We start from the raw sequence: 22,322 nt of genomic DNA, 5'->3' as shown, positions 1-22,322 counted from the left end.
ATCGTCTGGTTCCGTGAATGAGCGCTTCTTAACGATAGCGCAGGTCGAGCGTGAAGGGGAATTCGAGGCTGCGTTGCTGCGGCTCGATCTGTGTTGCGCCCGGCGTATGTCCCGTCGCGAAGAAACGCGCGCGCCGGCGGCTCTCCGCTTCGTATGCATTCACCGGGAACGTCTGATAATTACGCCCGCCCGGATGCGCGACATGATACTGACATCCGCCGATGGCGCGGCCCGTCCAGGTATCGACGATATCGAAAGTCAGCGGCGCATGCACGTCGATGGTCGGATGCAGCGACGCCGATTGCGACCATGCTCTGAAGCGCACGCCGGCCACATATTCACTGACGCGTCCCGTGGGCTGCATCGGCAAGGGGCGGCCGTTCACGGTAATGACATGCCGGGCGCCGTTGAGCCCGAGCGCCCGCACTTCGAGCCGCTCGACGGAAGAATCGACGAAGCGCACCGTGCCGCCTATCGCACCTTCCTCGCCCATCACGTGCCAAGGTTCGAGTGCATTGCGCAGCGTCAGTTCGATGCCATTGGTGTCGTAGGCGCCGACGAGCGGGAAACGGAATTCAAAATGCGGATCGAACCAGCTCTTCTCGAATGCGAAGCCGGCTTCGCGCAAGTCGGCCAGCACGTCCTCGAAATCCATTTCCACGAAACTGCCGAGCATGAAGCGGTCGTGCAGCTCCGTGCCCCAGCGCGTAAGGCGTGCGGTGTAGGGCTTTTCCCAGAAGCGGGCGACCAGCGCGCGCAGCAGAAGCTGCTGCACGAGGCTCATGCGCGCGTGCGGCGGCATTTCGAAGCCGCGCAGTTCGAGCAGGCCGAGGCGGCCGGTCGGACCATCGGGCGAATACAGTTTGTCGATGCAGAATTCCGCGCGGTGCGTGTTGCCGGTCACATCGATCAGGATATTGCGCAGAATGCGGTCGATGAGCCAAGGCGGCACGGTGGCGCTGTCGCGACCGCCCAGCAGATCGAGCTGGCGTTGCAGTTCCCTGAATGCAATTTCAAGCTCGTAGACCTGATCGTTGCGCGCCTCGTCGACACGCGGCGCCTGGCTCGTCGGACCGATAAAGAGACCCGAGAACAGTGTGGATAGCGACGGATGGTTGAGCCAATAGGCAATCAGGCTCGCGAGCAGATCGGGCCGTCGCAGGAACGGGCTGTCGGGCGGAGTCGCACCGCCAAGGACGAAGTGGTTGCCGCCGCCCGTGCCGGTATGACGGCCGTCGAGCATGAATTTCTCCGGGCTCAGATACGTCTCGTGCGCCGCGTTATAGAGAAATTCGGTGTGCTCGACGAGCTGTTTCCAGTTCGATGCCGGATGAATGTTCACCTCGATCACACCAGGATCGGGCGTGACTTGCAGCACCTTCAGACGCGTGTCGCGCGGCGGCGGATAGCCTTCGACGATCACCGGGATACGCAGGTCGGCGGCCGCGGCTTCGACGGCGGCGAGCAAGTCGAGATATGCGTCGAGCGAGGTCAGCGGCGGCATGAACACATGCATGAGCTTGTTGCCGTTGCCATGTTTCTTGAGCGCATCGGCTTCGGCTTTCGGACCTGCGGCGCGCGCCGGATTGCGTGCTTCGACGCACACGGCGGTACGCGCGATCCACTTCGCGGATTCGCCTCGTTCGGGCATGCGAGTGCTTGCCGAATACGCCGATGCATCGCCCAAGGCTGACGATCCGGTCAATGCTTTCCCCGGACCTGCCGCATCGCTGCCGAGAACATCTGCGCCCGGCTCGGCATTTTGCACACCGGATTCAAAATCCCGGTCGGCGGCATATTGCATGCGAAATTCAGCCGCCCGGCGCAAGGGCATGGACGGCGCAAACGGGTCGTGCTCGTGCTGATACGGATAGTCGCTCTTGGCCACCCACGGCAGCGAATCGAGCGGCATGCGGTAGCCCATCGGCGAATCGCCCGGAATCAGATACATGCGCTCGTCGCGGAAGAACCACGGGCCGCTCGCCCAGTGCGCCGGACGTGTGCCGTCGGCGGCTTCGCGGGCAATGGGCAGCGCGTAGCCGGTCACCGAGGGCAAGCCGGAATCGAACACGCGGAAGAGCCGTGCGCGCTCCAGTTCGTCGTCGAGACGCGAGTCGAACGGGTCCACGTTGACCGGCAGGCGACGCTCGCGCCACAGGTAGTACCAACTGTCTTCGTAGCCCGCCTGAACGTATTTTGCATCCAAGGAAAGCTTGCCCGCGAGATGGCGAATGAAGCGCTCGGCATCTTCGGCGGTGTAGTTGGCGGGCTCGCGTTCGTCCGCGAAGAGCGTGGGATCGCTCCAGCACGGCTCGCCGTCCGCACGCCAGAATAGCGACAGCGCCCAGCGCGGCAACTGCTCGCCGGGATACCACTTGCCCTGGCCGATATGAAGGAAGCCGTTCACGCCGTACTCCGCGCGCAGCTTGTCCATTAGCGTGACCGCGTAGGCGCGTTTGGTCGGACCAAGGGCGTCGGTGTTCCATTCGGGCGCATCGCGGTTGCGCACGGCGACATAGGTCGGCTCGCCGCCCATCGTCAGGCGCACGTCGGAAGCATTCAATTGCGCATCGACCTGATCGCCCATGCGCAGCACGTCACTCCAGTCTTCCTCGCTGTACGGCTTCGTCACACGCGGCGTTTCCAGCACGCGCGTGATGGTCATGGTGTGAGTGAATTCGACTTCGCTCTCATCGACTGCACCTGAAACGGGCGCCGCGCTGTCCGGCTCCGGCGTGCACGCCACCGGAATGTGGCCTTCTCCCGCGAGCAGGCCCGAGGTCGGATCGAAACCGATCCAGCCCGCGCCCGGTAGAAACACTTCGCACCATGCATGCAGATCCGTGAAGTCGACTTCCGTGCCGCTCGGACCGTCGAGCGATTTCGTATCCGGCGCGAGCTGCAGCAGATAGCCCGAGACGAAGCGCGCTGCAAGTCCCAGATGGCGCAGCGTTTCGACGAGCAGCCAGCCTGAATCGCGGCACGAACCGGCAGCGCTGACGAGCGTTTCCTCCGGCGTCTGCACGCCCGGTTCCATGCGGATCAGGTAGCGAATCTCATCGGCGAGACGTTGATTCAATCCGACCATGAAGTCGATGGTCGGCGTCTCCGTACGGTCGATGCTCGCGATGAACTCCGCAAAGCGCGGCGTCAGTTCGCGCTTGATCATGTAGGGTGCGAGGTCGTGGCGCAAATCCGGCGCGTAAGCGAACGGGAATTTTTCGGCGGACGGTTCGAGAAAGAAATCGAACGGGTTATAGACCGCCATCTCGGCGACGAGATCGACCGTCACCTTGAACTCGCGCGTTTTCTCCGGGAAAACAAGGCGCGCCTGATAATTGGCGAACGCGTCCTGCTGCCAGTTGATGAAGTGTTCCTCGGGCTCGACGTTCAACGAGTACGACAGAATCGGCGTGCGGCAATGCGGCGCCGGGCGCAAGCGCACCACTTGCGGCGACAGCCCGACGAGCCGGTCATAACGGTAATGCGTGACATGGTTCAACGCGACGCGAATGGACACACCGGACTCCTTTTATTCAAATGACGCCGCACACGGACAGTGCATCGTGCGCGTCTTATCTGTTGCTTAAGCGTTGCTGTAACGCCAGGCGGGAAGAGCGCTTAACGCGGCACGATGATTGCGTGGACTGCGCGCATCCACGAACACCGCGTCGGTTCCGACGCGAACTCCACCCCTTCCGGCTATCACGATGAAGACTTTTCACTGCAACCGCTGCGATCAGCTCGTGTTCTTCGAGAACACACACTGCGAAAATTGCGGCGCGCGGCTTGGCTACGTGCCCGAACTCAATCAGATCAGCGCATTCGAGGAAACCGGCGACGGCCAATGGAAAAGCCTGCATCCCCTCGCGAAAGACATGTTGTACCGCCCGTGTCATAACTACGAGGTCGAGAACGTCTGCAACTGGGTGGTTCCCGCCGATTCGCCGGAAACGCTCTGCTGCTCCTGCAAGCTGACGAGCGTCATTCCCAACCTCGACAATCCCGACAACCGTACCTACTGGTATCGGATCGAGGCGGCCAAGCGGCGCTTGCTCTATACGCTTTCCGAGCTCGGCCTGCCGGTGATCTCGCGGCAGGAAGACCCGGAACGCGGCCTCGAATTCCGCTTTCTCGAAGGCGATTCGCAAGGCCACGGCGTGATGACGGGTCACGACAACGGCATCATCACGCTCAACATCGCGGAAGCCGACGATGCGCATCGCGAGAAAACGCGCGCCGATCTGCATGAGCCGTATCGCACCTTGCTCGGTCATTTCCGCCATGAAACAGGGCACTATTTCTTCGATCGCCTGATTGGCGACACCGCGCGAATTGCGCCATATCGCACTGCATTCGGCGACGAGCAGCAAGACTACAACGCCGCGCTCCAGCGCCATTACAACGAGGGACCGCCTCCCAACTGGGAAGAGAACTTCGTGAGCAGCTATGCCACGATGCATCCGTGGGAGGACTGGGCCGAGACCTGGGCGCATTACCTGCATATCGTCGATACGCTCGATACCGCCGTGTCCTGCGGCCTCGCGCTCGTCCCCGACAGTCCGCATGAACCGACGCTTACCGACCAGACGCCTGTCGAGGAAACCACCTTCGATAACCTGATGAAACGCTGGTTTCCGTTGACCTATGTGCTCAACAGCCTGAACCGCAGCCTGGGCATGCCCGATGGTTATCCGTTTACGCTCGCCCCGGCGGTGATCGACAAGCTGCGCTTCGTGCATCGCGTCGTCGCGGCGGCGTCGAAACGCTAGGGACGCGTTCAAGCGGAGCCTTGCGACTGGCTCTGCGACTGACCCGTCCCCTGCGTTTGCGTCTGCGTTTGCGAGGGCTCCTGAGTCGCTTCCGGCGTCTCGGGAGCGATAGGCAAGAGAAACTCGCGGCTGATACGGCCTGCAAGATCGTTCACGCGCGCGAGGAAGCTCACGAGATACGCGTGCAGCCCCGCTTGCAGAATCTCGCTGATGCGTCCCGTTCTAAGCTCGGCGCTCAACTGCGCCGCCAGGCGCGACGCCTCGGTCTCGCGACCCTTGGTGACATGACGGATGAGCAGCTCCGCTTCGGCAATGCTCGCCGCAAGCGAGCGCGGCCATTCACCATAGAGGATCAAGAGGCCCGCAACGCGCTCGGGGGTAATGACATCGCGATACACCCGGCGATACACCTCGAAGCCCGATACCGAGCCCAGCACGGCGGTCCAGTGGTGATAATCGAACGGCTGCGCGGAGGTATCGGCGCGCTGCTCCATCATCTCGAACTTCACATCGAGAATGCGAGCCGTATTATCCGCACGTTCGATGAAGGTTCCGAGACGCATGAAGTAAAACGCATCGTCCTTGACGAGCGTGCCGAGCTGAACCCCGCGCGAGAGATGCGAACGAAACTTCACCCACTCGAAGAAGGTATAGGGCTCGCGCTCGAGAATGCCATCGGCCAGCATGCGCTGACAGTCGAGCCACGTCGTATTGAGCGATTCCCACAACTCGCTGTTCGTCGAACTGCGTACAGCGCGTGCATTCTCGCGAGCAGCCCGCAGACAACTCACGATGGACGAGGGATTCGACATGTCCCGCGCCATGAAGTCGACGACCTCGTGGCTCTTCATGCCGTGGTGCGCGGCGGAATAGATGCCGCTTAGTTCGGAGATGGAAAGCATCGCGCGCCAGCCCAGTTCCGCATATTCGTCGGACTGCGGCAAGAGCGACAGCTGATAGTTCGCGTCGAGCATGCGCGCGGTGTTTTCGGCGCGTTCGGTATAGCGCGCCATCCAGAAGAGATGATCCGCGGTACGGCTCAGCATGGGTTTTCCCGGTTGTTGATATGGAGGTTCGCGTCTCGATTCTCGAGCCGGGGCTCTTAGCGTTCAAGCACCCACGTGTCCTTGGTTCCGCCTCCTTGCGATGAATTCACGACAAGAGAACCTTCACGTAACGCGACCCGAGTGAGGCCGCCCGGCACCATGCGCACCTCGTTGCCCGACAGCACGAACGGACGCAGATCGATATGGCGAGGCGCGATGCCTGCCTCCACATACGTCGGGCATGTCGATAGCGCGAGCGTAGGCTGCGCGATGTATTTGTCCGGATGCGCTTCGAGCACCTTGCGAAACTCGGCGATCTGCGCGGTCGTCGATGCCGGGCCGACCAGCATGCCGTAGCCGCCCGCGCCATGCGTTTCCTTCACGACGAGTTCGGGCAAGTGATCGAGCACATACTTGAAGTCGTCTGGCTTGCGGCACATCCATGTCGGCACGTTGTTGAGTATCGGCTCTTCGCCGAGATAGAAGCGCACCATGTCCGGCACATACGGGTAGATCGATTTGTCGTCGGCAATGCCTGTTCCTACCGCATTGCAGAGTGACACGTTGCCCGCGCGATATGCCGAGATGAGGCCCGGAACGCCGAGCGACGAATCTTCGCGGAACACGAGCGGATCGAGGAAGTCGTCATCCACGCGGCGATAGATCACATCGACGCGCTGCGGCCCTTGCGTCGTGCGCATATACACGAAGTCGTGGTCGACGAAGAGATCCTGTCCTTCGACCAACTCGACGCCCATTTGCTGCGCGAGGAACGTGTGTTCGAAATACGCCGAGTTATACATGCCGGGCGTCATCACGACGATCGTCGGATTTTCAACGCCTGCGGGTGCCGCCGCGCGCAATGTATCGAGCAGCAAATCGGGGTAATGCGCAACCGGCGCCACGCGGTTACGCGCGAACAGATCGGGAAAGAGCCGCATCATCATCTTGCGGTTTTCAAGCATGTAGGACACGCCCGACGGCACACGCAGATTGTCTTCGAGTACGTAGAACTCGCCCTGGCCCGCGCGCACGATATCGATACCCGCGATATGCGCATAGATGTCGCGCGTCACCTTAACGCCGCGCATCTCCGGCCGATACTGCGAATTGTTGAGAATCTGCGCCTCGGGAATGATGCCCGCGCGAATGATGTTCTGCTCGTGGTAGATGTCGTGAATAAACCGATTGAGCGCATTGACGCGTTGCCGCAAACCGCGCTCTAGCGCTTTCCATTCGTCTGCGGGAAAGATGCGCGGAATGACATCGAAGGGAATGGTGCGCTCGGGAATGCTGCCGGATGTATCGCTCGTTCCATAGACTGCGAACGTAATGCCGACGCGGCGGAAGTTGAGATCGGCTTCGGCGCGCTTGAGGCTGATTTGCTGTTCGCTCTGCGCGATGAGCCAGGTCATGAAATCGCGGTAATGCTTGCGCGGATCGCCCACGTCATTGAAGGCTGCCGCTGGCACACCGCGCGCCTCCAGCACGCTTTGCTCGAACATCTCGTTGAAGAATGCTTGCGTCATAACCGGTCTTCCATATGAAGTGCATGCTGGGGCGGCGCCCCTTCGCTCGTAATTCTGGTTGCACTCGCAAACGCTCGAAAGCCTGAACGACGCGGCCGACCGGACTCAACCGGTATGTCGTGTTGTTTCTTAGGCGACCTCTAAGCGCGATGCCAACGATAGCCACGATTTTCGTCTGCATCGAATGCGCGGGCAGCCCAGTGCCGTTCAATCAAAAAGCAACTTCAATGCCAATGGTACAAGCCGGAATAAAAACACCTTTATATTGCGCCGATGCCAACATCCATGCACCAGAAAAGCGCATCGGTCCGAACGAGTGCACAGTCTGAGGAAGCCAGACGGCCGCACGACGGTGCGCGTACGCATGAATCGTTGCGCTCCACCGGTATCATAAGCGTCTCACCGCCAGTCTCCGACAGTTTATGAATACGCCCTCTTCTCCCGCTTCGCGCCCTGCCTTGCGCGAACTCACGCCACTCGAAGCACGCGTCCTTGGCGTGCTCGTAGAAAAGCAGCATACCGTGCCGGACACTTATCCTTTATCGCTCAACTCCCTCACCTCGGGATGCAACCAGAAGACCGCACGGGCTCCAGTCATGAACGTGAGCGAGGACGAAGTCCTCACGACCATCGACGGATTGAAGCGCCTCTCGCTCGTGATGGAAGGCAGCAGCAGCCGCGTGCCGCGTTTCGAACATAACGTCAATCGTGTGCTTGGTGTGCCGAGCCAATCGGTTGCCTTGCTCGCTACGTTGTTCTTGCGCGGCCCGCAAACCGCTGCAGAATTGCGTTCGAACAGCGCGCGTCTGCATGGCTTCGCGGACATCTCCTCCGTGGAGAGCTTTCTCGATGAGCTCGCTTCCAACGACCCGCCGCGCGTGATGAAACTGCCGCGCGTGCCGGGCGAGCGCGAAAGCCGCTGGGTGCATTTGCTATGCGGCGAAGTGAGCATGAGCGATTTTCCCGTGCGCGATGTCGCTGAACGCGAGTCTTGGTCGCCATCGGAAGTCGAATCGCTCAAGGCCGAGCAAAAGCGCCTGACACTTGAAGTCAACCAGCTAAGAGCGATGGTTCAGCGCATGGCGGCTGAATTGGGAATCGACCTCGAAGGATCGTCCGACGAAGCATGAGTGTGTCGATCGATCCCGCGGGCTTTAGCGTCAGGCGTGCAATGCTGATCGTCTTCGAGGCGGCTTAGCTTTAGCGCATCGTGCCAGGACCAACTATAAGCGATGGTTTAGCTAATGCTTGACGTAACCGGAAAGGAACACGTAAGCATTAAACGAAGATAGCGTGACATGCGCGCATCAATTACAAATATCTTGGATAATTCGCTCGCAGCGCCAGGCGCAGACAAAAGACGATACTGCGCCGCGCCTCGAACCCGCAACGACGTATGAGGAGAACCAGCGTTGGAACCCGACACGAGCGACCAAAACAAGAACCGTCCATGGCTCTGGGCGACTCTTTTGATTCCCTATATTGCCCTGCTCTGGCTGCCGTTTTATAACGACACGCATCCATCGTTCGCAGGCTTTCCCTTCTTCTACTGGTATCAGTTTCTTTGGGTGCCGCTCACGTCGCTTTTGCTTTATGTCGTGTATCGGGGCATCAAATGAACGATCTCAATCCAGTCAATCCGGTTGCGATGACCATCTTCATCGCGTTCTTTCTGTTGGTCACCGTCGTCGGCTTCTTTGCGGCGCGCTGGAAGCGTGGCGATCTTACGCAACTCCATGAATGGGGCTTGGGCGGCCGGCAATTCGGCGTTTTGATTTCGTGGTTCCTGGTCGGTGGCGATTTCTATACCGCCTATACGGTGATCGCGGTTCCCGCACTGGTCTATTCGGTCGGCGCGTACGGCTTTTTCGCGCTGCCTTATACGATCATCGTGTACCCGTTCGTGTTCGCGGTAATGCCCAAGCTCTGGAAAATCGCGCACGCCAAAAATCACATCACCGCTGCGGACTATGTGCACGGCGAATACGGCGGCAAGTGGTTTCCTGCTGCCATCGCGTTGACAGGCATCGTCGCGACCATGCCTTATATTGCGCTGCAACTGGTCGGCATGCAGGTGGTCATCAAGGGACTTGGCGTGACGGGCGAATTGCCGTTGATCGTCGCGTTCGTGATCCTCGCGCTCTACACCTACACGAGCGGCCTGCGCGCGCCCGCGATGATCGCGTTCGTCAAGGACATCATGATCTATATCGTCGTGATCGCGGCCGTGTGGGTCATTCCGTCGAAGCTCGGCGGCTATGCGCATGTGTTCGATACCGCCGATCAGTTCTTCAAGGCCAAGGGCGGCGCAACGGGCATCACGCTCAAGCCCGCGCAATTCACGGCGTATGCTTCGCTTGCGCTTGGATCGGCGCTTGCGGCATTCATGTATCCGCATACCATGACCGCCGTGCTGTCTTCGTCGTCCGCGACCACGGTGCGCAAGAACGCAATCTTTCTGCCCGCTTATACCTTGCTGCTGGGCCTGATCGCATTGCTCGGCTATATGGCGATCGCGGCGGGCATTCATGTGAAATCGGCGTCGGATGTCGTGCCCGCGCTCTTCAACACGCTGTTTCCCTCGTGGTTCGTGGGCTTCGCGGCGGCGGCCATTGCCATTAGTGCGCTCGTGCCGGCCGCGATCATGTCGATCGGCGCGGCGAATCTTTTCACACGCAACTTGTGGGGACCGCTGATCTCGCCGGACATGACGCCCGCTTCGGAAGCCGCGACGGCCAAGGTGGTATCGCTCGTCGTGAAGTTCGGCGCGCTGCTGTTCATCGTCTTCCTGCCGACGCAATATGCCATCGACCTGCAATTGCTCGGCGGCGTGTGGATTCTGCAAATATTCCCCGCTATCGTGTTCAGTCTCTACACGCGCCGCATGACGATGCCCGGCCTCTTTCTCGGCTGGCTCGTCGGTATCGTGCTCGGCACTGGACTTGCCATCTCGCAAGGGCTCAAGCCGGTGTATGTCCTGCATGTAGGCGCGGGATCGTGGCCGCTTTATATCGGCCTGATTGCGCTGGCGGTGAATATCGTCGTGACGTTCGCGGTATCGCTCGTGACGCATCGCCGCGTGGTGCCCGCGGTTTAGCGCCATGGAAAAAGCCCGGCGCTTGACGGCGTCGGGCTTCTTTGCCGAGTGATAGTATCGATGGAGCATGCCCTTCTCATCTTCCGTCGAGTGCCATGTCCGCCTCTTCCATCGCGAACACGCTGTTCGCACCCGGCAAGCTCTCCATCGGCCTTACGCTTCCCTTGGTAACGTCGGGCCGGACCGCAGTGGACTTTAGCGAGCAGCTAGAACTCGCGCGTCTTGCAGATCAACTCGGCTTTCGTGCGCTATGGGTGCGCGATGTCCCGCTCAATAGCATCGACTATCCCGATCCCGTCGGACACCTCGATCCGTGGGTCCTGCTCGGCGCGCTTGCATCGAATACGCAGCGTATAGCGCTTGCAAGCGGAGCAATCGTGCTCACGTTGAGACACCCGCTTCATATCGCCAAGGGCGCCGTTTCCGTCAATGCGCTTTCGCGTGGACGCTTCATTCTCGGTGTCGGCTCCGGTGACAGGCCGCCCGAATATGCGGCCTTCGGGCGCGATCCTGAAGAACGCCGCGACTTATACAAACGGCATTGGGAGACGCTCGCTGCGGCCATCGAGGTGCCCTCGCGCGTCATTCCGGACCGCGAGCCCGAAGGTGCGCCCGCATTCTTTCTGCGGCCTGAGCAGGACGCTTCGATTCCCTTGATCGCAGTCGGCTCCGGCGGTCAAAGCGTCGACTGGATTGCGCGTCACTCGCTCGGCTGGATGACTTATCACCGTGAACCGCAAGCGCAGCGCGGCCGCTATAGCATGTGGCGCGCAGCGGTCGAGCGCGTGTCGCCCGGCGAATTTCGCGCATTCGGCGTGGCCATGCGTCTCGACTTGAGCGAAGATCCCGACGAACCCGCCAGCGATATTTCTCTTGGCTATCGCACGGGTTATCGCGCGTTGATCGACCTGCTGCGCGCCATGCGGGATAACGGCACGCATCACGTCACGCTGAACGTTTCGTCTGAGCGGCGCGAGGCACGCGCGGTCATCGAGGAAGTCGCGAGATACGTGTTACCCGAATTTAATCGCTAAACGCATATGACCAGGCTTGCTTCCTTGCCCACCAACGATATCGTTGCACTCGACGCCATTGCGCTATCCCAAGCTATCCATGCACGAGAAGTATCTTGCGTCGAAGTGATGAACGCGTATCTGGCGCAAGTGGATGGCCTCAACCCGCAAGTCAACGCGATTGTCGCGATGCAGGATCGCGAGAGTCTTCTAAAGCTCGCAAGCGAGCGCGACACGCAGTTGGCGCGTGACGGAAGTCTTGGCGTGTTGCATGGTTTTCCTCAAGCGCCCAAGGACATTTTGCCCGTCGCCGGCATGGTGACGACCAAAGGCTCGCCCCTCTTAGCCAAGCAAATCACGCAAACCGATGCGTTTATTTTCGAACGCACGCGTCGCGCAGGCGCGGTCTTCATTGGCCGCACCAACTCTCCCGAGTTCGGCCTTGGCGGACATACCTATAACCCCGTTTATGGTTTGACGCGCAACGCATTCGATCCATCTCGGTCGGCTGGCGGAAGCAGTGGCGGCGCAGCCGTTGCGGTCGCGTTGCGCATGCTTCCCGTGGCCGATGGATCGGACATGATGGGCTCGCTGCGCACGCCTGCGGCATTCAACAACGTGTTCGGATTTCGCAGTACACCGGGATGCGTGCCGTATGGCCCCGCCGACGAAGTGTTCTATCAGCAATTCAGCGTCGCCGGTCCAATGGCGCGCACGGTCCCCGAACTCGGCCTCCTGCTTTCGGTGCAAGCGGGATTCGATACGCGCGCCCCACTCTCGCGCCGCGACGATTCACCGGCGGCATTTGCCAGTGCCTTGGAGCGCGATATGCGTGGCACGCGAATCGGCTGGCTTGGCGATCTGAACGGATATCTGCCTACCGAGACGTCCTTGCTCGATACCTGTAGCGCCGCCTTGCGTCACTTTGAAACGGCAGGTTGCACGGTCGAAGCGGCAGATTTGAAATTCGATTTCAATCGCTTGTGGCAAGCGTGGATCGATTTACGCAGCTTCGCCATTGCGGGCGCTAATGCGCCGCTTTATCGCGATGCCGCTAAGCGCGCATTGCTAAAGCCCGAAGCCGTATGGGAAATCGAGCGCGGACTGGGTCTTTCGGGAGAAGACGTCTACTGCGCCGCACTGGACCGTTCGGTGTGGTATCAAACGCTGAACGCGCTATTCGAAAGTTATGATTTTCTGGTGCTGCCTGCGGCACAAGTCTTCCCCTTCGATGCCACGCTCAACTGGCCTCATTCCATAGGCGCACGAACAATGGATACCTATCACCGATGGATGGAAACCGTGGTGCCCGCAACCATGGCGTCCTTACCCGCGTTGTCGGCGCCAGCCGGTTTCGGTCCTGCGGGTTTGCCAGCCGGAATACAAATAATCGGGCCGGCGCAAATGGATCTTGCCGTGTTGCAAGTCGGGCTTGCCTACGATCGCGCAAGCGGCTATTCCAGCATGCGCAGTCCGTTGCTTGCTTAGCGGGATTAAACCGCGCTAAGCGCATTTCAAGTGTTTGCTTCTTGCACGCTTGCCGCTTTCTTTCCTGCCGGACGAGCTTTGCTCTTGGCGCCCGCTGCCTTAGACGATCCTGCCGGACTGTCACGACGCGCGCCCGTTTTGCCGTTCGATGCGCCGTCGATCAAATACACGCTACGGTCTGCTACATCCTTGATCCAGGCCGGTGGACGCGCGTGCCCACTCCAAGTCAGACCGCTCGCGGGGTCACGATACTTAGGCGGCATCTTCGATTTCTTGACGGCCTTCCTGGACGAAGCCACATTCTTCGACCCCACCGGACGCCCACGCTTCTTGACGCCAGGCGAACTGTCGCTCTTGTCGAGATCCGCCGTAGTCAGGCCATATTCCTGCATCAGCGCGCGAATGTTTGCGATGACCTCGCTCGATTTACGTTCACGCAATGCATCTGCACGGCGCTGCAATTTTTGAATCTGAGTTTCCAACTGAGCCAATGTAACCATTCTTCCCCCGTTTGATATCCTGCATAGGTCTAGGGAATGAGCGTACGAGAATTGATAAAGGCTTAAACAATGAAGCATTAATCTCGACGCGCACACTCACCCGTCGAGACATCTTAAAGCGATACCATTGTTATAGCGGCAATCGCTCAAAAGATTACTTTTTATTGCTTTCGGCCTAATTGCGTTCGATGCGCTTGACGTGCTTTAACCGCGCACGGCGCAATGGCTTGATGAATATGGCGTTGGCGAAACAATCAAAAAAGCGGTGTGGCGAGGCGTGCATTGCACACGCCCTCTTGACGACTTCTCAGCTTTCCTGCGCCATCTCGGCAGGCTCGTGCACATCCGTCACGAGCGCTCCCGCGAGAATCATCGCGCCGCTATTGAGCGGCACGGAACTGCCCACGCGCCTTGGCCGGTACACCGGCTGCCCGCGCCTGATCACCTGCCCGCTTAGCACGCACGTTCCGCCCTTACGCGCCGTGCAAAGTGCCCACACCTGCTCGGAATAATTGAATGAGGTGGGATCGTGCCATGAAAGCGCCAGTGTCGATTCGCTCAAGCGCTCCAACACGCGAATGTTCACGCTTTCCGCGCCCGCCGCCCGCGCTAATGCGTTCGATGGCTCGCGCGTGAAGGCACGCGGCATCAGCCCATGGGTCTCGCCAGACTGCGATCGTCGGCTTGACCGGCTATCGAGCAATGCCAGGGTACGGCTCCAGGGATCCATCGTCGATGGAAGCTTCATGTTCCGCTCCTGCTGGCGGCAACAGGCGTCCGCGAAGCAAGCCGGACCGCTGCCTGGTGAACTTTCGGGAATGCACGACGCGCCATCTTTGACACCGGGGCGAGCCGCGCCAGGTCGAACCGTTATCGACTCCTGCTCTTGGTGGAGACACTGCTCTGGACATTCGATCTAGAGTAGTACACCTGAGCATGCATTGTTTTTATTTTTCTTTCCATTCTTTTGTAGAAAATGACAAGCGTCGGTCGCTCGATCGGGCCGTCCGGCCCGCCATTTGAGACGCGGCGGGGAAAGCGAACGCGTAATGCATTAGCGAACGAACGTTCGGCAAACCCTTTAGAATACTTTAGCGGCTTCCCATGTCACCGTAATGAAGGAAGTCGTTTGCCTGCTTGCGCACGTTTGCCGAACGATGAAGCATGCGCGGAGCGGTGAATTTCTGACAAAATAAAAACCGCGAACCGGACAACCCTGTCGAATCATGACAAGCAAGATGAACGTCAATGCCAGCGTCTCGGCGGACCGCGCGTCCGTCAGTTTCGTTGCCTTCTCGCGCGAGCAGGCCATTCAGTGCAACATCACGCGCAAGGCATTGGAGCAATATTTTTGGGCGCCCGTCGGTGCTACCGACGAGCGTCTGCTCAAAGCGTTAAGCGATGGCTACGAGCGCATCAGCGCTCGCGTTCATCGTAAATTCCTTGCTCATCCGTCGAGTTCGGTCACGCTCGACGTCGTCGATTTTTCCACTTGACGCGGCTCAACGCGCCGCCTGCGTCGACTTGCGCATTTTGGTGACGTCCTCGACGTTGACGGCGGGCGTGTTGTTGTTCCATGCGCCGCGAACGAACGCTAGTACGTCCGCTATCTGCTGATCGCTCAGTACCGGCGCATAGCGAGGCATGGGATAAGGCGCCGGCACGCCTTGAATGACGAGGTCGCCAGTACCGTTCAGCGTCACGTTAATGAGCGACGACGCATCCTTTTCCAGCACGTTGGGATTGCCCGCCAAAGGCGCGAGCATCGGCGCAAAGCCACGACCGTCCACGCCGTGGCAATGCATGCAATACGCCGTGTAGACACGCGCGCCCGAATCCGATGCAGCCGGACGCGCCAGGGACACCTTCGTGGCCTTGGCATCATACGAATACGGCGCGTTGCCGTTACCGCCCGCTGCCGGCAGCGACTTCAGATAACTCGCCATGGCCGCCACATCGCTGTCGTTCATGGCTTGCGTGCTGTTGTTGATCACGCTCGTCATTGCGCCGAATGCGGACGCGTGCCCGTTCGCGCCGGTTTTGAGGAACGTCGCGATATCCTGCTCGCTCCATCGGCCAAGACCGGTGTTGTGTTCGGCGGTGAGGTTCGATGCAAACCAGTTGTCGAGCAAACCTCCGGTTAAATAGACGCTGCTCGTTTCGTCGAGTCCTTTTTCCTGGAACGCGATACCCCGTGGCGTATGACACGAGCCGCAATGGCCCAAGCCTTGAATGAGATAGGCGCCACGGTTCCAGGCGACATCCTTGCCGGCTTTATCGCGGTACACGCCCTTCTCGAGAAATACCATATTCCAAAGCTTGAGCGGCCAGCGCATGGTGAGCGGCCATTTGAAGTCTGGTTCGCGATTAGCCTGCTTGATCGGCGCGACGCCATGCATGAAATACGCATAAAGCGCATGCATGTCCTCATCGTTGATCTTTGCATAAGACGGATAAGGCATGGCCGGATAAAGATTATGGCCATCCTTGGCAACGCCCTCGCGCAAGGCTTTAGCAAAATCCTCTTCCGTATAGCGGCCAATGCCTGTGTCGGGGTCGGGCGTGATATTGGTCGTATAGATGGCGCCTAACGGCGTCATCATCGGCAAGCCGCCGGTCATGGGTTTGCCGCGCGGAGCGGAATGGCAGGCCACGCAATCGCCGGCTTTGGCAAGGTAAGCGCCGCGTGCGACGAGTGCATCGGCGGATGCATCCGCTGCATGCGCGAGTGTCGACGTCACGGCATACGCTGCAAAACAGGCAGCCACGAGAGGCTTGAATACGTCTTTCATGTCGGCCTCCGTCAAGCGCTTTGCAACTGGTTGCCGACTGGTAATTGCCTCAGTCGCTTGCCGGTGGCGGCATAAATCGCATTGGTGATGGCGGGGGCGAGTGCCGCCGTGCCCGGTTCGCCGATTCCTCCCGGCGCTTCGCTGCTCTTGACGATATGCACTTCCACCGGCGGCGTTTCGTGAATACGCAGTATCCGGTAGTCGGTGAAATTGCTCTGCTCGACGCGGCCGTCCTTGATCGTGATCTCGCTATAAAGCGCCGCCGTGATGCCGAATATGATGCCGCCTTGCACCTGCGCCTCGACCGTATTCGGATTGACGACCATGCCGCAATCCACCGCGCATACGATTCGACTGACCTTCACCGCGCCGGCTTTATCGACCGCGACGTCCGCCACGATTGCGAAGTAGCTGCCGAACGCATGCATGACCGACACGCCGCGCCCCTGACCTTGCGGCATGGTTTGCTTGCCCCATTCCGCCGCCTGCGTGGCGACATCGAGCACATTGCGCGCGCGCGGCGACTTGCCGAGCAGATCGCGTCGATACTGCACGGGATCGATCTTCGCCTGCGCCGCGAGTTCGTCGATGAAACTCTCCACGACGAACGTGCCACGCGTCGGTCCCACGCCGCGCCAGAATGCGGTCGGCACCTCGCGTGGCTCCTGGCGCACGTAGTCCACGAGTTGATTCGGCAGATCGTAGGGAAGATCGGCGGAGACTTCCACCGCATCCGGGTCGATGCCATTCTTCACCGCCGGCGGCGCAAAACGCGCAAGCACCGACGAACCGACGATGCGATGCGTCCACGCCACGGGCTTGCCGTTCGCATCGAGACCGGCCGACAGCGTGTCGTGATAGCAAGGACGAAACATGTCGTGCTGAATGTCTTCCTCGCGCGACCATGTGACCTTGACCGGCACGCCAAGCTGCTTGCCTATCTTGAGCGCTTGCGTGGCCATGTCGAATTCGAGCCGTCGACCGAAGCCGCCGCCGAGCAGATGGTTATGCACGACGATCTTTTCGGGCGGCAAGCCCGTGGCTTTGACGCCTGCATCGACGACACGCGTGGGCACCTGAGTGCCTAGCCAGACATCGCAACCATCGGCGCGCACGTGCACCGTGCAGTTGATCGGCTCCATCGTCGCGTGTGCGAGCAACGGCTGCACATAGACGGCATCGACACGCGTCTTGGCATTGGCAAACGCCTTGTCGACATCGCCGTCCTTGCGCGCCACGGCGCCCGAGCGTCGTGATGCGCTCGCCATTTCATCGACAAGTTGTTTCGTCGATGTGTTCGCGCCCGCGCCTTCGTTCCATTCGATCACGAGTGCGGCCGCGCCACGTTTGGCGGCCCACGTATGATCGCCGATGACCGCCACGCCGTTATCGAACTCGATGACCTGCTTCACGCCCGGGATTTTTTTGGCGTGACTGTCGTCGACGGAAACGAGCGTGCCGCCGAAAACCGGGCAGTTCACGATGGCCGCATAGACCATGTCGGGCAAGCGCACGTCGAGACCGAATACCGCCGTGCCATCCACTTTTTCGGGAGAATCCAGACGCTTGGCGGGCGTGCCGATCAGCTTGAAGTCCTTGGGGTCTTTGAGCTTGATGTCTTTGGGAACCGGCAATCTGGCGGCTGCTTCGACGAGTTCGCCATAACTTGCGCTGCGTCCGCTCGATGCCTGCGTGACCTTGCCGCCTGCGGCGCTGCATGTCGATGCATCGCATTGCCATTGCTGCGCCGCAGCCGCTATGAGCGTCATGCGTGCGGCGGCGCCTGCCTTGCGCATCGGTTCCCATGCATAACGAATCGACGTTGAACCGCCGGTGAGTTGACCGCCCAGCAACGGGTCCATGAAAAGCTTTTCGTTGGGCGGCGCATGCGCAATCGCTACGCTGTCGAGCGGCACTTCCAGCTCTTCGGCGATCAACATGGGCAGCGCCGTATAAACGCCCTGTCCCATCTCGACCTTCGGCATGATGAGCGTGACCTTGCCGTTCTTGTCGATCTGCACGAAGGCGTTGGGCGCGAATACGCCGTCTTGCGGCGTTTCGACACCATCGCCGGCAATAACGGACTTGCCGCTCTTCTGATCCTGGCTCGCGGCCGGCAGACTAAAGCCGATCAATAAGCCGCCGCTGGCAGCCGCGCCTATCGTTACGCCGAACTTGAGAAACGCACGGCGCGAGAATGTCCCGCGCGACGCATGACGTCCCGCCTCGATTAAGCCTTGCGACATCTCAGGCCTCCTTCGCGGCTTGCTTGATCGCCGCGCGGATGCGGTGATACGTCCCGCAGCGGCAGACGTTGCCCGCCATCGCGGCGTCGATGTCGTCGTCGGTCGGATTGGGAACGGTCGTGAGCAATGCGGTCGCGGACATGACTTGTCCGGACTGGCAGTAGCCGCACTGCACCACATCCAGCTGACGCCATGCGGTTTGCACCTTCTTGCCAGCGGGTGTGTCGCCGACGGCTTCGATCGTCGTCACCTTGCGCTCACCGACAGCCGCCACAGGCAGCACGCATGAACGCACGGCGACGCCGTCGAGATGAACGGTGCAGGCGCCGCATTGCGCGATGCCACAGCCGAACTTGGTGCCCGTCAGGCCCACAAGATCGCGCAGCACCCAAAGCAAGGGCATGTCGGGCGGCGCATCGACGGTATGCGTCTGGCCGTTGATGGAAAGCGTGGTCATTGGGCGGCTCCGGCTTATTAATGGTTATCGGATATCGCATGAGGCTGAAGGCGTGGGGCCGGCCGTCAGTCTTTGAATTCATCGCGTCTCGAATGCAAGGCGACTAAGCACGAGGCAAGCGGATTGTAGCGCCGCATTAAAAAAGGAGCATGGATGGCGACGCCTTTAGCTCAGACGGCTTTAGCACCATGTTGCTTTGCAGGCTTAAGGAATGAGGCATTTGCTTTAAGGCGTCAACATAAAGTACCAAGCGCGATCGACAGTTAGTTGCATGATAAAAGCTAAGGCGAGTTGCTTCACGGCCCTCTCGCCTATTGGCAAGTTAGCGAATCATTTCCCAGTTTGCATAGAACACACGTCGCATGGACATGACGCCAAGACGCACCGCCGCGACCATGACGTCAAGCACGCGCGCAAAATGCGAAGGCCTCAAGACATCGAGAAAAATGCAGTACCGCAAGCGATCAGATTCGTTGACCGACCGATGCACGAGCGTATCGTCGAAAATGAATAGCGGATCGTCGTGCCAATAATGACGACGCCCCGCTACTTCGATAAAGACATTTTCGTCGTCGATAGGACGGAGGTTGTAAAGACAACGCAAGGTAAGACGCAGCGGTCCGTAATGCACTGACGTACTCTGCCGCTCATTGAAAACCGATATGCCGATGGTCTTGACGTATTTGAAGTCGCGCGCCAATTCCGGTAAGTCAAGCGAACTATCGACAGGCATGCCATACCAGCGCACAAAACACATGCCGCGGCGCTTGCTTGCCATTTGCCCTCCGAGGCGCGCGTTCACTAGCGGAAGATGGGCGTTGAAAGCGGCGATGATCGAGCGAATCTCGTCTTGATGCGCGGCCGGTAACTGCGAGAGATCGTAGACGCCGTGATTGCGTTCGCAGATGAGATCGACCAGCAAATTGAAGGGAGAAAGCACCCACGTAAGCAGGCCATTGCCAAGAAAATAACGCCGCCAGTTGGCTGCATCGAACTGGCGGCTGCGTTGAAAATCCGCTAAGCCGCTTGCCAGGAAACAGAGCGTAAGGACAGGCAAGAACCTTAGAAGAAGCGCCAGAATCGCAAGATAGAGCAGATCCTTTCGTCTCACATTCGGCCTCGGCGAGCGTCGTCGTTGACCGTTACATCTTAGTACGGGTTATGTCAGCGAGAAAACGCCTGCTTAAGAAAATGCGGCGCGCTTGCAACACCTGCTTCAAGCGCTCTTAGGCTTGAGCAAAACCTTGATTGAGTCGAGTGAATTGGCGGTCTTGATCGCTTCGTCCCATTCTTCCAGGGAAAAGTCGTGCGTGACGATGCCCTTGGAAGTCACGAGCCCGCGCGCCAGCAAGTCGATAGCGATGGGATAGCAATAAGGACCGAGATGCGCGCCGCGCACGTCGAGTTCTTTGCGGTCGCCGATGATCGACCAGTCGACCGTCGTATCCGCACCGAACACGGAGAACTCCACGAAGCGTCCAAGCTTGCGAATCAATTCCAGCCCTTGCGACACGCCGGCAGGCACGCCCGTGGTTTCGATATAGACATCGCAACCGTATTGGTCCGTGATCGAGCGGATGATGTCGAGCGCGTTATCGCTCTTGGGATTGATGGTGATATCCGCGCCGTATTCGCGCGCGAGTTCCAGCCGCTCATCCACGAGATCGATCACGACCAGCTTCTTGGGCGTCTTGAGATGCGCGACTTGCGTCATCATCAAGCCGAGCGGTCCCGCGCCTGCGATCACGACGACATCGCTTAGCTGAATATCGCCGCGATTCACCGTATGAATGGCACACGCGAGCGGCTCGATGATCGCGGCATCTTCGAGCGAGATGCCGTCCGGAATCTTGTGAACAATGGCTGTCGGCGGGAAGCGCATGTATTCGGCCATGCCGCCATCCGCCACTTCACGCTGAAAGCCGAAGATGTTATGCACTTCGCACATCCAGTATTGCCCGGACTTGCAATAGCGGCACTTCGCGCACGGCACGATCTGTTCGGCGATCACGCGGTCACCCTTGTTCACGCCGAAGTGCTCGGCCGCGCCCTCGCCCAGTTCTTCCACGTAGCCGAAGAATTCATGGCCTGGAATGACCGGCGCCTTGACCCAAGGGTTCGGGCCGCCCCAGAACATCTTTGCGCCCGACCAGCATTTGCAGTCGCTCGCGCAGATTCCGCATGCGGCAATGCGAATGACGATCTCGTTTCTGCCCGGCGTCGGGCGCGCGACGCGCTCCACGCGATAGTCCTTCGGCGCGCGGCACACAATGGCCGTCATATCCGTCATGTTCGTGTCTCCGGTTATCGTTTTGACGTTCGTTATTCTTCGAGCACGATCTGCACTTTCACATCCGTAGGCAGGCCGCTCGATGCTTCCTCGAACGCCTTGATACCATCGGCGAAGGGGAATGTGCGCGAGATGAACGGCTTCACATCGAGCTTGCCGGATGCGATCAGCTGGATCGCACGCGGGAAAATATTCGCGTAGCGGAATACGGATTCGATGCGCGCTTCCTTGATCTGCACGGCGACCACATCAAGGGCAATGGCGCGCTGCGGCATGCCGACCAGCACGAGGCAGCCACTGGGACACAACAGATCGACAATGCCCTCGAAGGCCTTTTCATTACCGCTCGCCTCGATCACGATATCCGCGCCCCAGCCGTCGGTCAGTTCGGCGATCACGTCCTTCGCATTGCGTTCGCGGATATTCACGGCCGTCACGCCCTGCACCGCGCCAATGAGATCGAGCTTCTCCTGCACGAGATCGCAGACGATGGCGCGGCTGCATCCACCTGCGAGCGCCGCCAGCGCGCACATCATGCCGATGGTGCCCGCACCCAGCACGACGGCGACATCGCCCGGCTTGATCGCGGCTTTCTTCGCAGCCTGCAAGCCGATGGAGAGCGGCTCGACGATCGCGCCTTCGGCAAAGCTCACGTTGTCCGGCAACTTGTACGTGAAGGCCGCGGGATGCACGACGAACGGCGCGAGACAGCCATGCACGGGCGGCGTGGCCCAGAAGCGCACCTTGGGGTCGAGGTTATAAAGCCCTTCACGCGATGCACGCGACTCCATGTCCGGCACGCCGGGTTCCATGCACACGCGGTCGCCCGCCTTGAGATTGCTCACTTCATCGCCGACCTCGATGACCGTGCCCGACGCTTCATGCCCGAGCACCATCGGCTCATTGACGACGAACGGTCCTATGCGGCCATGCTGGTAGTAGTGAATGTCGCTGCCGCAAATGCCCACCGTGTGAATGCGGATACGCACGTCGCGCGGTCCGACCACCTGCGGCAAGCTGAACGGCCGCAAGCTGATACGCCGTGCTTCTTCGAGAACCAGTGCTTCCATCGTCGTTCCTTCCTTGAAATGT

18 protein-coding genes are annotated in these 22,322 nt (G+C 59.9%); 7 read left to right on the top strand and 11 right to left on the bottom strand.

Features of this window, described 5'->3' with window-relative positions; translation table 11 throughout:
- Positions 1–28: 28 nt before the first annotated feature.
- The gene (locus NCT03_RS27105) at positions 29–3,520 is read right to left on the bottom strand and encodes a transglutaminase family protein (protein WP_250494574.1); all 3,492 of its coding nucleotides are present in this window, start codon (positions 3,518–3,520) and stop codon (positions 29–31) included.
- A gap of 190 nt (positions 3,521–3,710) precedes the next feature.
- On the opposite strand from NCT03_RS27105, the gene NCT03_RS27100 reads away from it, so the two are divergent.
- Positions 3,711–4,772 (top strand): zinc-binding metallopeptidase family protein, encoded by a 1,062-nt coding sequence (locus tag NCT03_RS27100; RefSeq protein WP_244830786.1) that lies wholly within the window; start codon positions 3,711–3,713, stop codon positions 4,770–4,772.
- Between the two features lie 8 nt (positions 4,773–4,780).
- Here NCT03_RS27100 and NCT03_RS27095 read toward each other — a convergent pair whose 3' ends face one another.
- Together NCT03_RS27095 and NCT03_RS27090 are read right to left on the bottom strand one after the other, a co-directional pair.
- On the bottom strand, positions 4,781–5,818 hold the full coding sequence (locus NCT03_RS27095) for an alpha-E domain-containing protein (RefSeq protein WP_250469366.1): 1,038 nt from the start codon (positions 5,816–5,818) through the stop codon (positions 4,781–4,783).
- A gap of 56 nt (positions 5,819–5,874) precedes the next feature.
- The gene (locus NCT03_RS27090) at positions 5,875–7,347 is read right to left on the bottom strand and encodes a circularly permuted type 2 ATP-grasp protein (RefSeq protein WP_244830788.1); all 1,473 of its coding nucleotides are present in this window, start codon (positions 7,345–7,347) and stop codon (positions 5,875–5,877) included.
- A 422-nt stretch (positions 7,348–7,769) separates the two neighbouring features.
- Here NCT03_RS27090 and NCT03_RS27085 point away from each other — a divergent pair, with 422 nt between their 5' ends.
- The 5 genes from NCT03_RS27085 to NCT03_RS27065 all read left to right on the top strand — a co-directional run bounded on the left by NCT03_RS27085 (position 7,770) and on the right by NCT03_RS27065 (position 12,945).
- Complete coding sequence (locus tag NCT03_RS27085; RefSeq protein ID WP_244830789.1) at positions 7,770–8,477, top strand: YceH family protein; 708 nt, start codon at positions 7,770–7,772, stop codon at positions 8,475–8,477.
- A gap of 282 nt (positions 8,478–8,759) precedes the next feature.
- Positions 8,760–8,966 carry a DUF3311 domain-containing protein gene (locus NCT03_RS27080; protein ID WP_370652249.1) on the top strand — a complete coding sequence of 69 codons (207 nt, stop codon included), beginning with the start codon at positions 8,760–8,762 and terminating at the stop codon, positions 8,964–8,966.
- A complete protein-coding gene (mctP, locus tag NCT03_RS27075; protein ID WP_250469364.1) occupies positions 8,963–10,444 on the top strand; it encodes a monocarboxylate uptake permease MctP in 1,482 nt (493 codons plus the stop codon). The genes NCT03_RS27080 and mctP overlap by 4 nt, the downstream gene beginning before the upstream one ends.
- Before the next feature lie 95 nt (positions 10,445–10,539).
- The gene (locus NCT03_RS27070) at positions 10,540–11,478 is read left to right on the top strand and encodes an LLM class oxidoreductase (RefSeq protein ID WP_250494573.1); all 939 of its coding nucleotides are present in this window, start codon (positions 10,540–10,542) and stop codon (positions 11,476–11,478) included.
- A gap of 6 nt (positions 11,479–11,484) precedes the next feature.
- A complete protein-coding gene (locus tag NCT03_RS27065; RefSeq protein WP_250494572.1) occupies positions 11,485–12,945 on the top strand; it encodes an amidase in 1,461 nt (486 codons plus the stop codon).
- Positions 12,946–12,971: 26 nt separating this feature from the next.
- On the opposite strand, the gene NCT03_RS27060 is transcribed toward NCT03_RS27065, so the two are convergent.
- Positions 12,972–13,445, bottom strand: coding sequence for an H-NS histone family protein (locus NCT03_RS27060; protein WP_250494571.1), 474 nt, complete (start codon positions 13,443–13,445; stop codon positions 12,972–12,974).
- Positions 13,446–13,752: 307 nt separating this feature from the next.
- Positions 13,753–14,193: a DUF3331 domain-containing protein gene (locus NCT03_RS27055; protein ID WP_250469359.1), complete on the bottom strand. Its 441-nt coding sequence runs from the start codon at positions 14,191–14,193 to the stop codon at positions 13,753–13,755.
- Positions 14,194–14,671: 478 nt separating this feature from the next.
- Between NCT03_RS27055 and NCT03_RS27050 the strand changes: the two genes are divergently transcribed.
- Entirely contained in the window at positions 14,672–14,941 is a 270-nt protein-coding gene (locus NCT03_RS27050; RefSeq protein ID WP_244830795.1) for a DUF1488 family protein, read from the top strand.
- A gap of 6 nt (positions 14,942–14,947) precedes the next feature.
- Here NCT03_RS27050 and NCT03_RS27045 read toward each other — a convergent pair whose 3' ends face one another.
- From NCT03_RS27045 to NCT03_RS27020, 6 genes are all read right to left on the bottom strand, one after another.
- A complete protein-coding gene (locus NCT03_RS27045; RefSeq protein ID WP_250494570.1) occupies positions 14,948–16,237 on the bottom strand; it encodes a c-type cytochrome in 1,290 nt (429 codons plus the stop codon).
- An 11-nt stretch (positions 16,238–16,248) separates the two neighbouring features.
- On the bottom strand, positions 16,249–18,483 hold the full coding sequence (locus NCT03_RS27040) for a xanthine dehydrogenase family protein molybdopterin-binding subunit (protein WP_250494569.1): 2,235 nt from the start codon (positions 18,481–18,483) through the stop codon (positions 16,249–16,251).
- Position 18,484: 1 nt separating this feature from the next.
- The gene (locus tag NCT03_RS27035) at positions 18,485–18,940 is read right to left on the bottom strand and encodes a (2Fe-2S)-binding protein (RefSeq protein WP_250494568.1); all 456 of its coding nucleotides are present in this window, start codon (positions 18,938–18,940) and stop codon (positions 18,485–18,487) included.
- 322 nt (positions 18,941–19,262) lie between these two features.
- Positions 19,263–20,051 (bottom strand): aspartyl/asparaginyl beta-hydroxylase domain-containing protein, encoded by a 789-nt coding sequence (locus tag NCT03_RS34210; RefSeq protein ID WP_250494567.1) that lies wholly within the window; start codon positions 20,049–20,051, stop codon positions 19,263–19,265.
- A 105-nt stretch (positions 20,052–20,156) separates the two neighbouring features.
- Positions 20,157–21,230: an alcohol dehydrogenase catalytic domain-containing protein gene (locus tag NCT03_RS27025; RefSeq protein ID WP_250494566.1), complete on the bottom strand. Its 1,074-nt coding sequence runs from the start codon at positions 21,228–21,230 to the stop codon at positions 20,157–20,159.
- 32 nt (positions 21,231–21,262) lie between these two features.
- On the bottom strand, positions 21,263–22,300 hold the full coding sequence (locus NCT03_RS27020; RefSeq protein ID WP_250469350.1) for an NAD(P)-dependent alcohol dehydrogenase: 1,038 nt from the start codon (positions 22,298–22,300) through the stop codon (positions 21,263–21,265).
- Positions 22,301–22,322 lie beyond the last annotated feature (22 nt).

The organism is Caballeronia sp. GAWG1-1 (assembly GCF_023631465.1).
Classification (GTDB): domain Bacteria; phylum Pseudomonadota; class Gammaproteobacteria; order Burkholderiales; family Burkholderiaceae; genus Caballeronia.
Note: the sequence above shows the minus strand (reverse complement) of the source record. Positions and strands in the feature narration are given on the sequence as shown.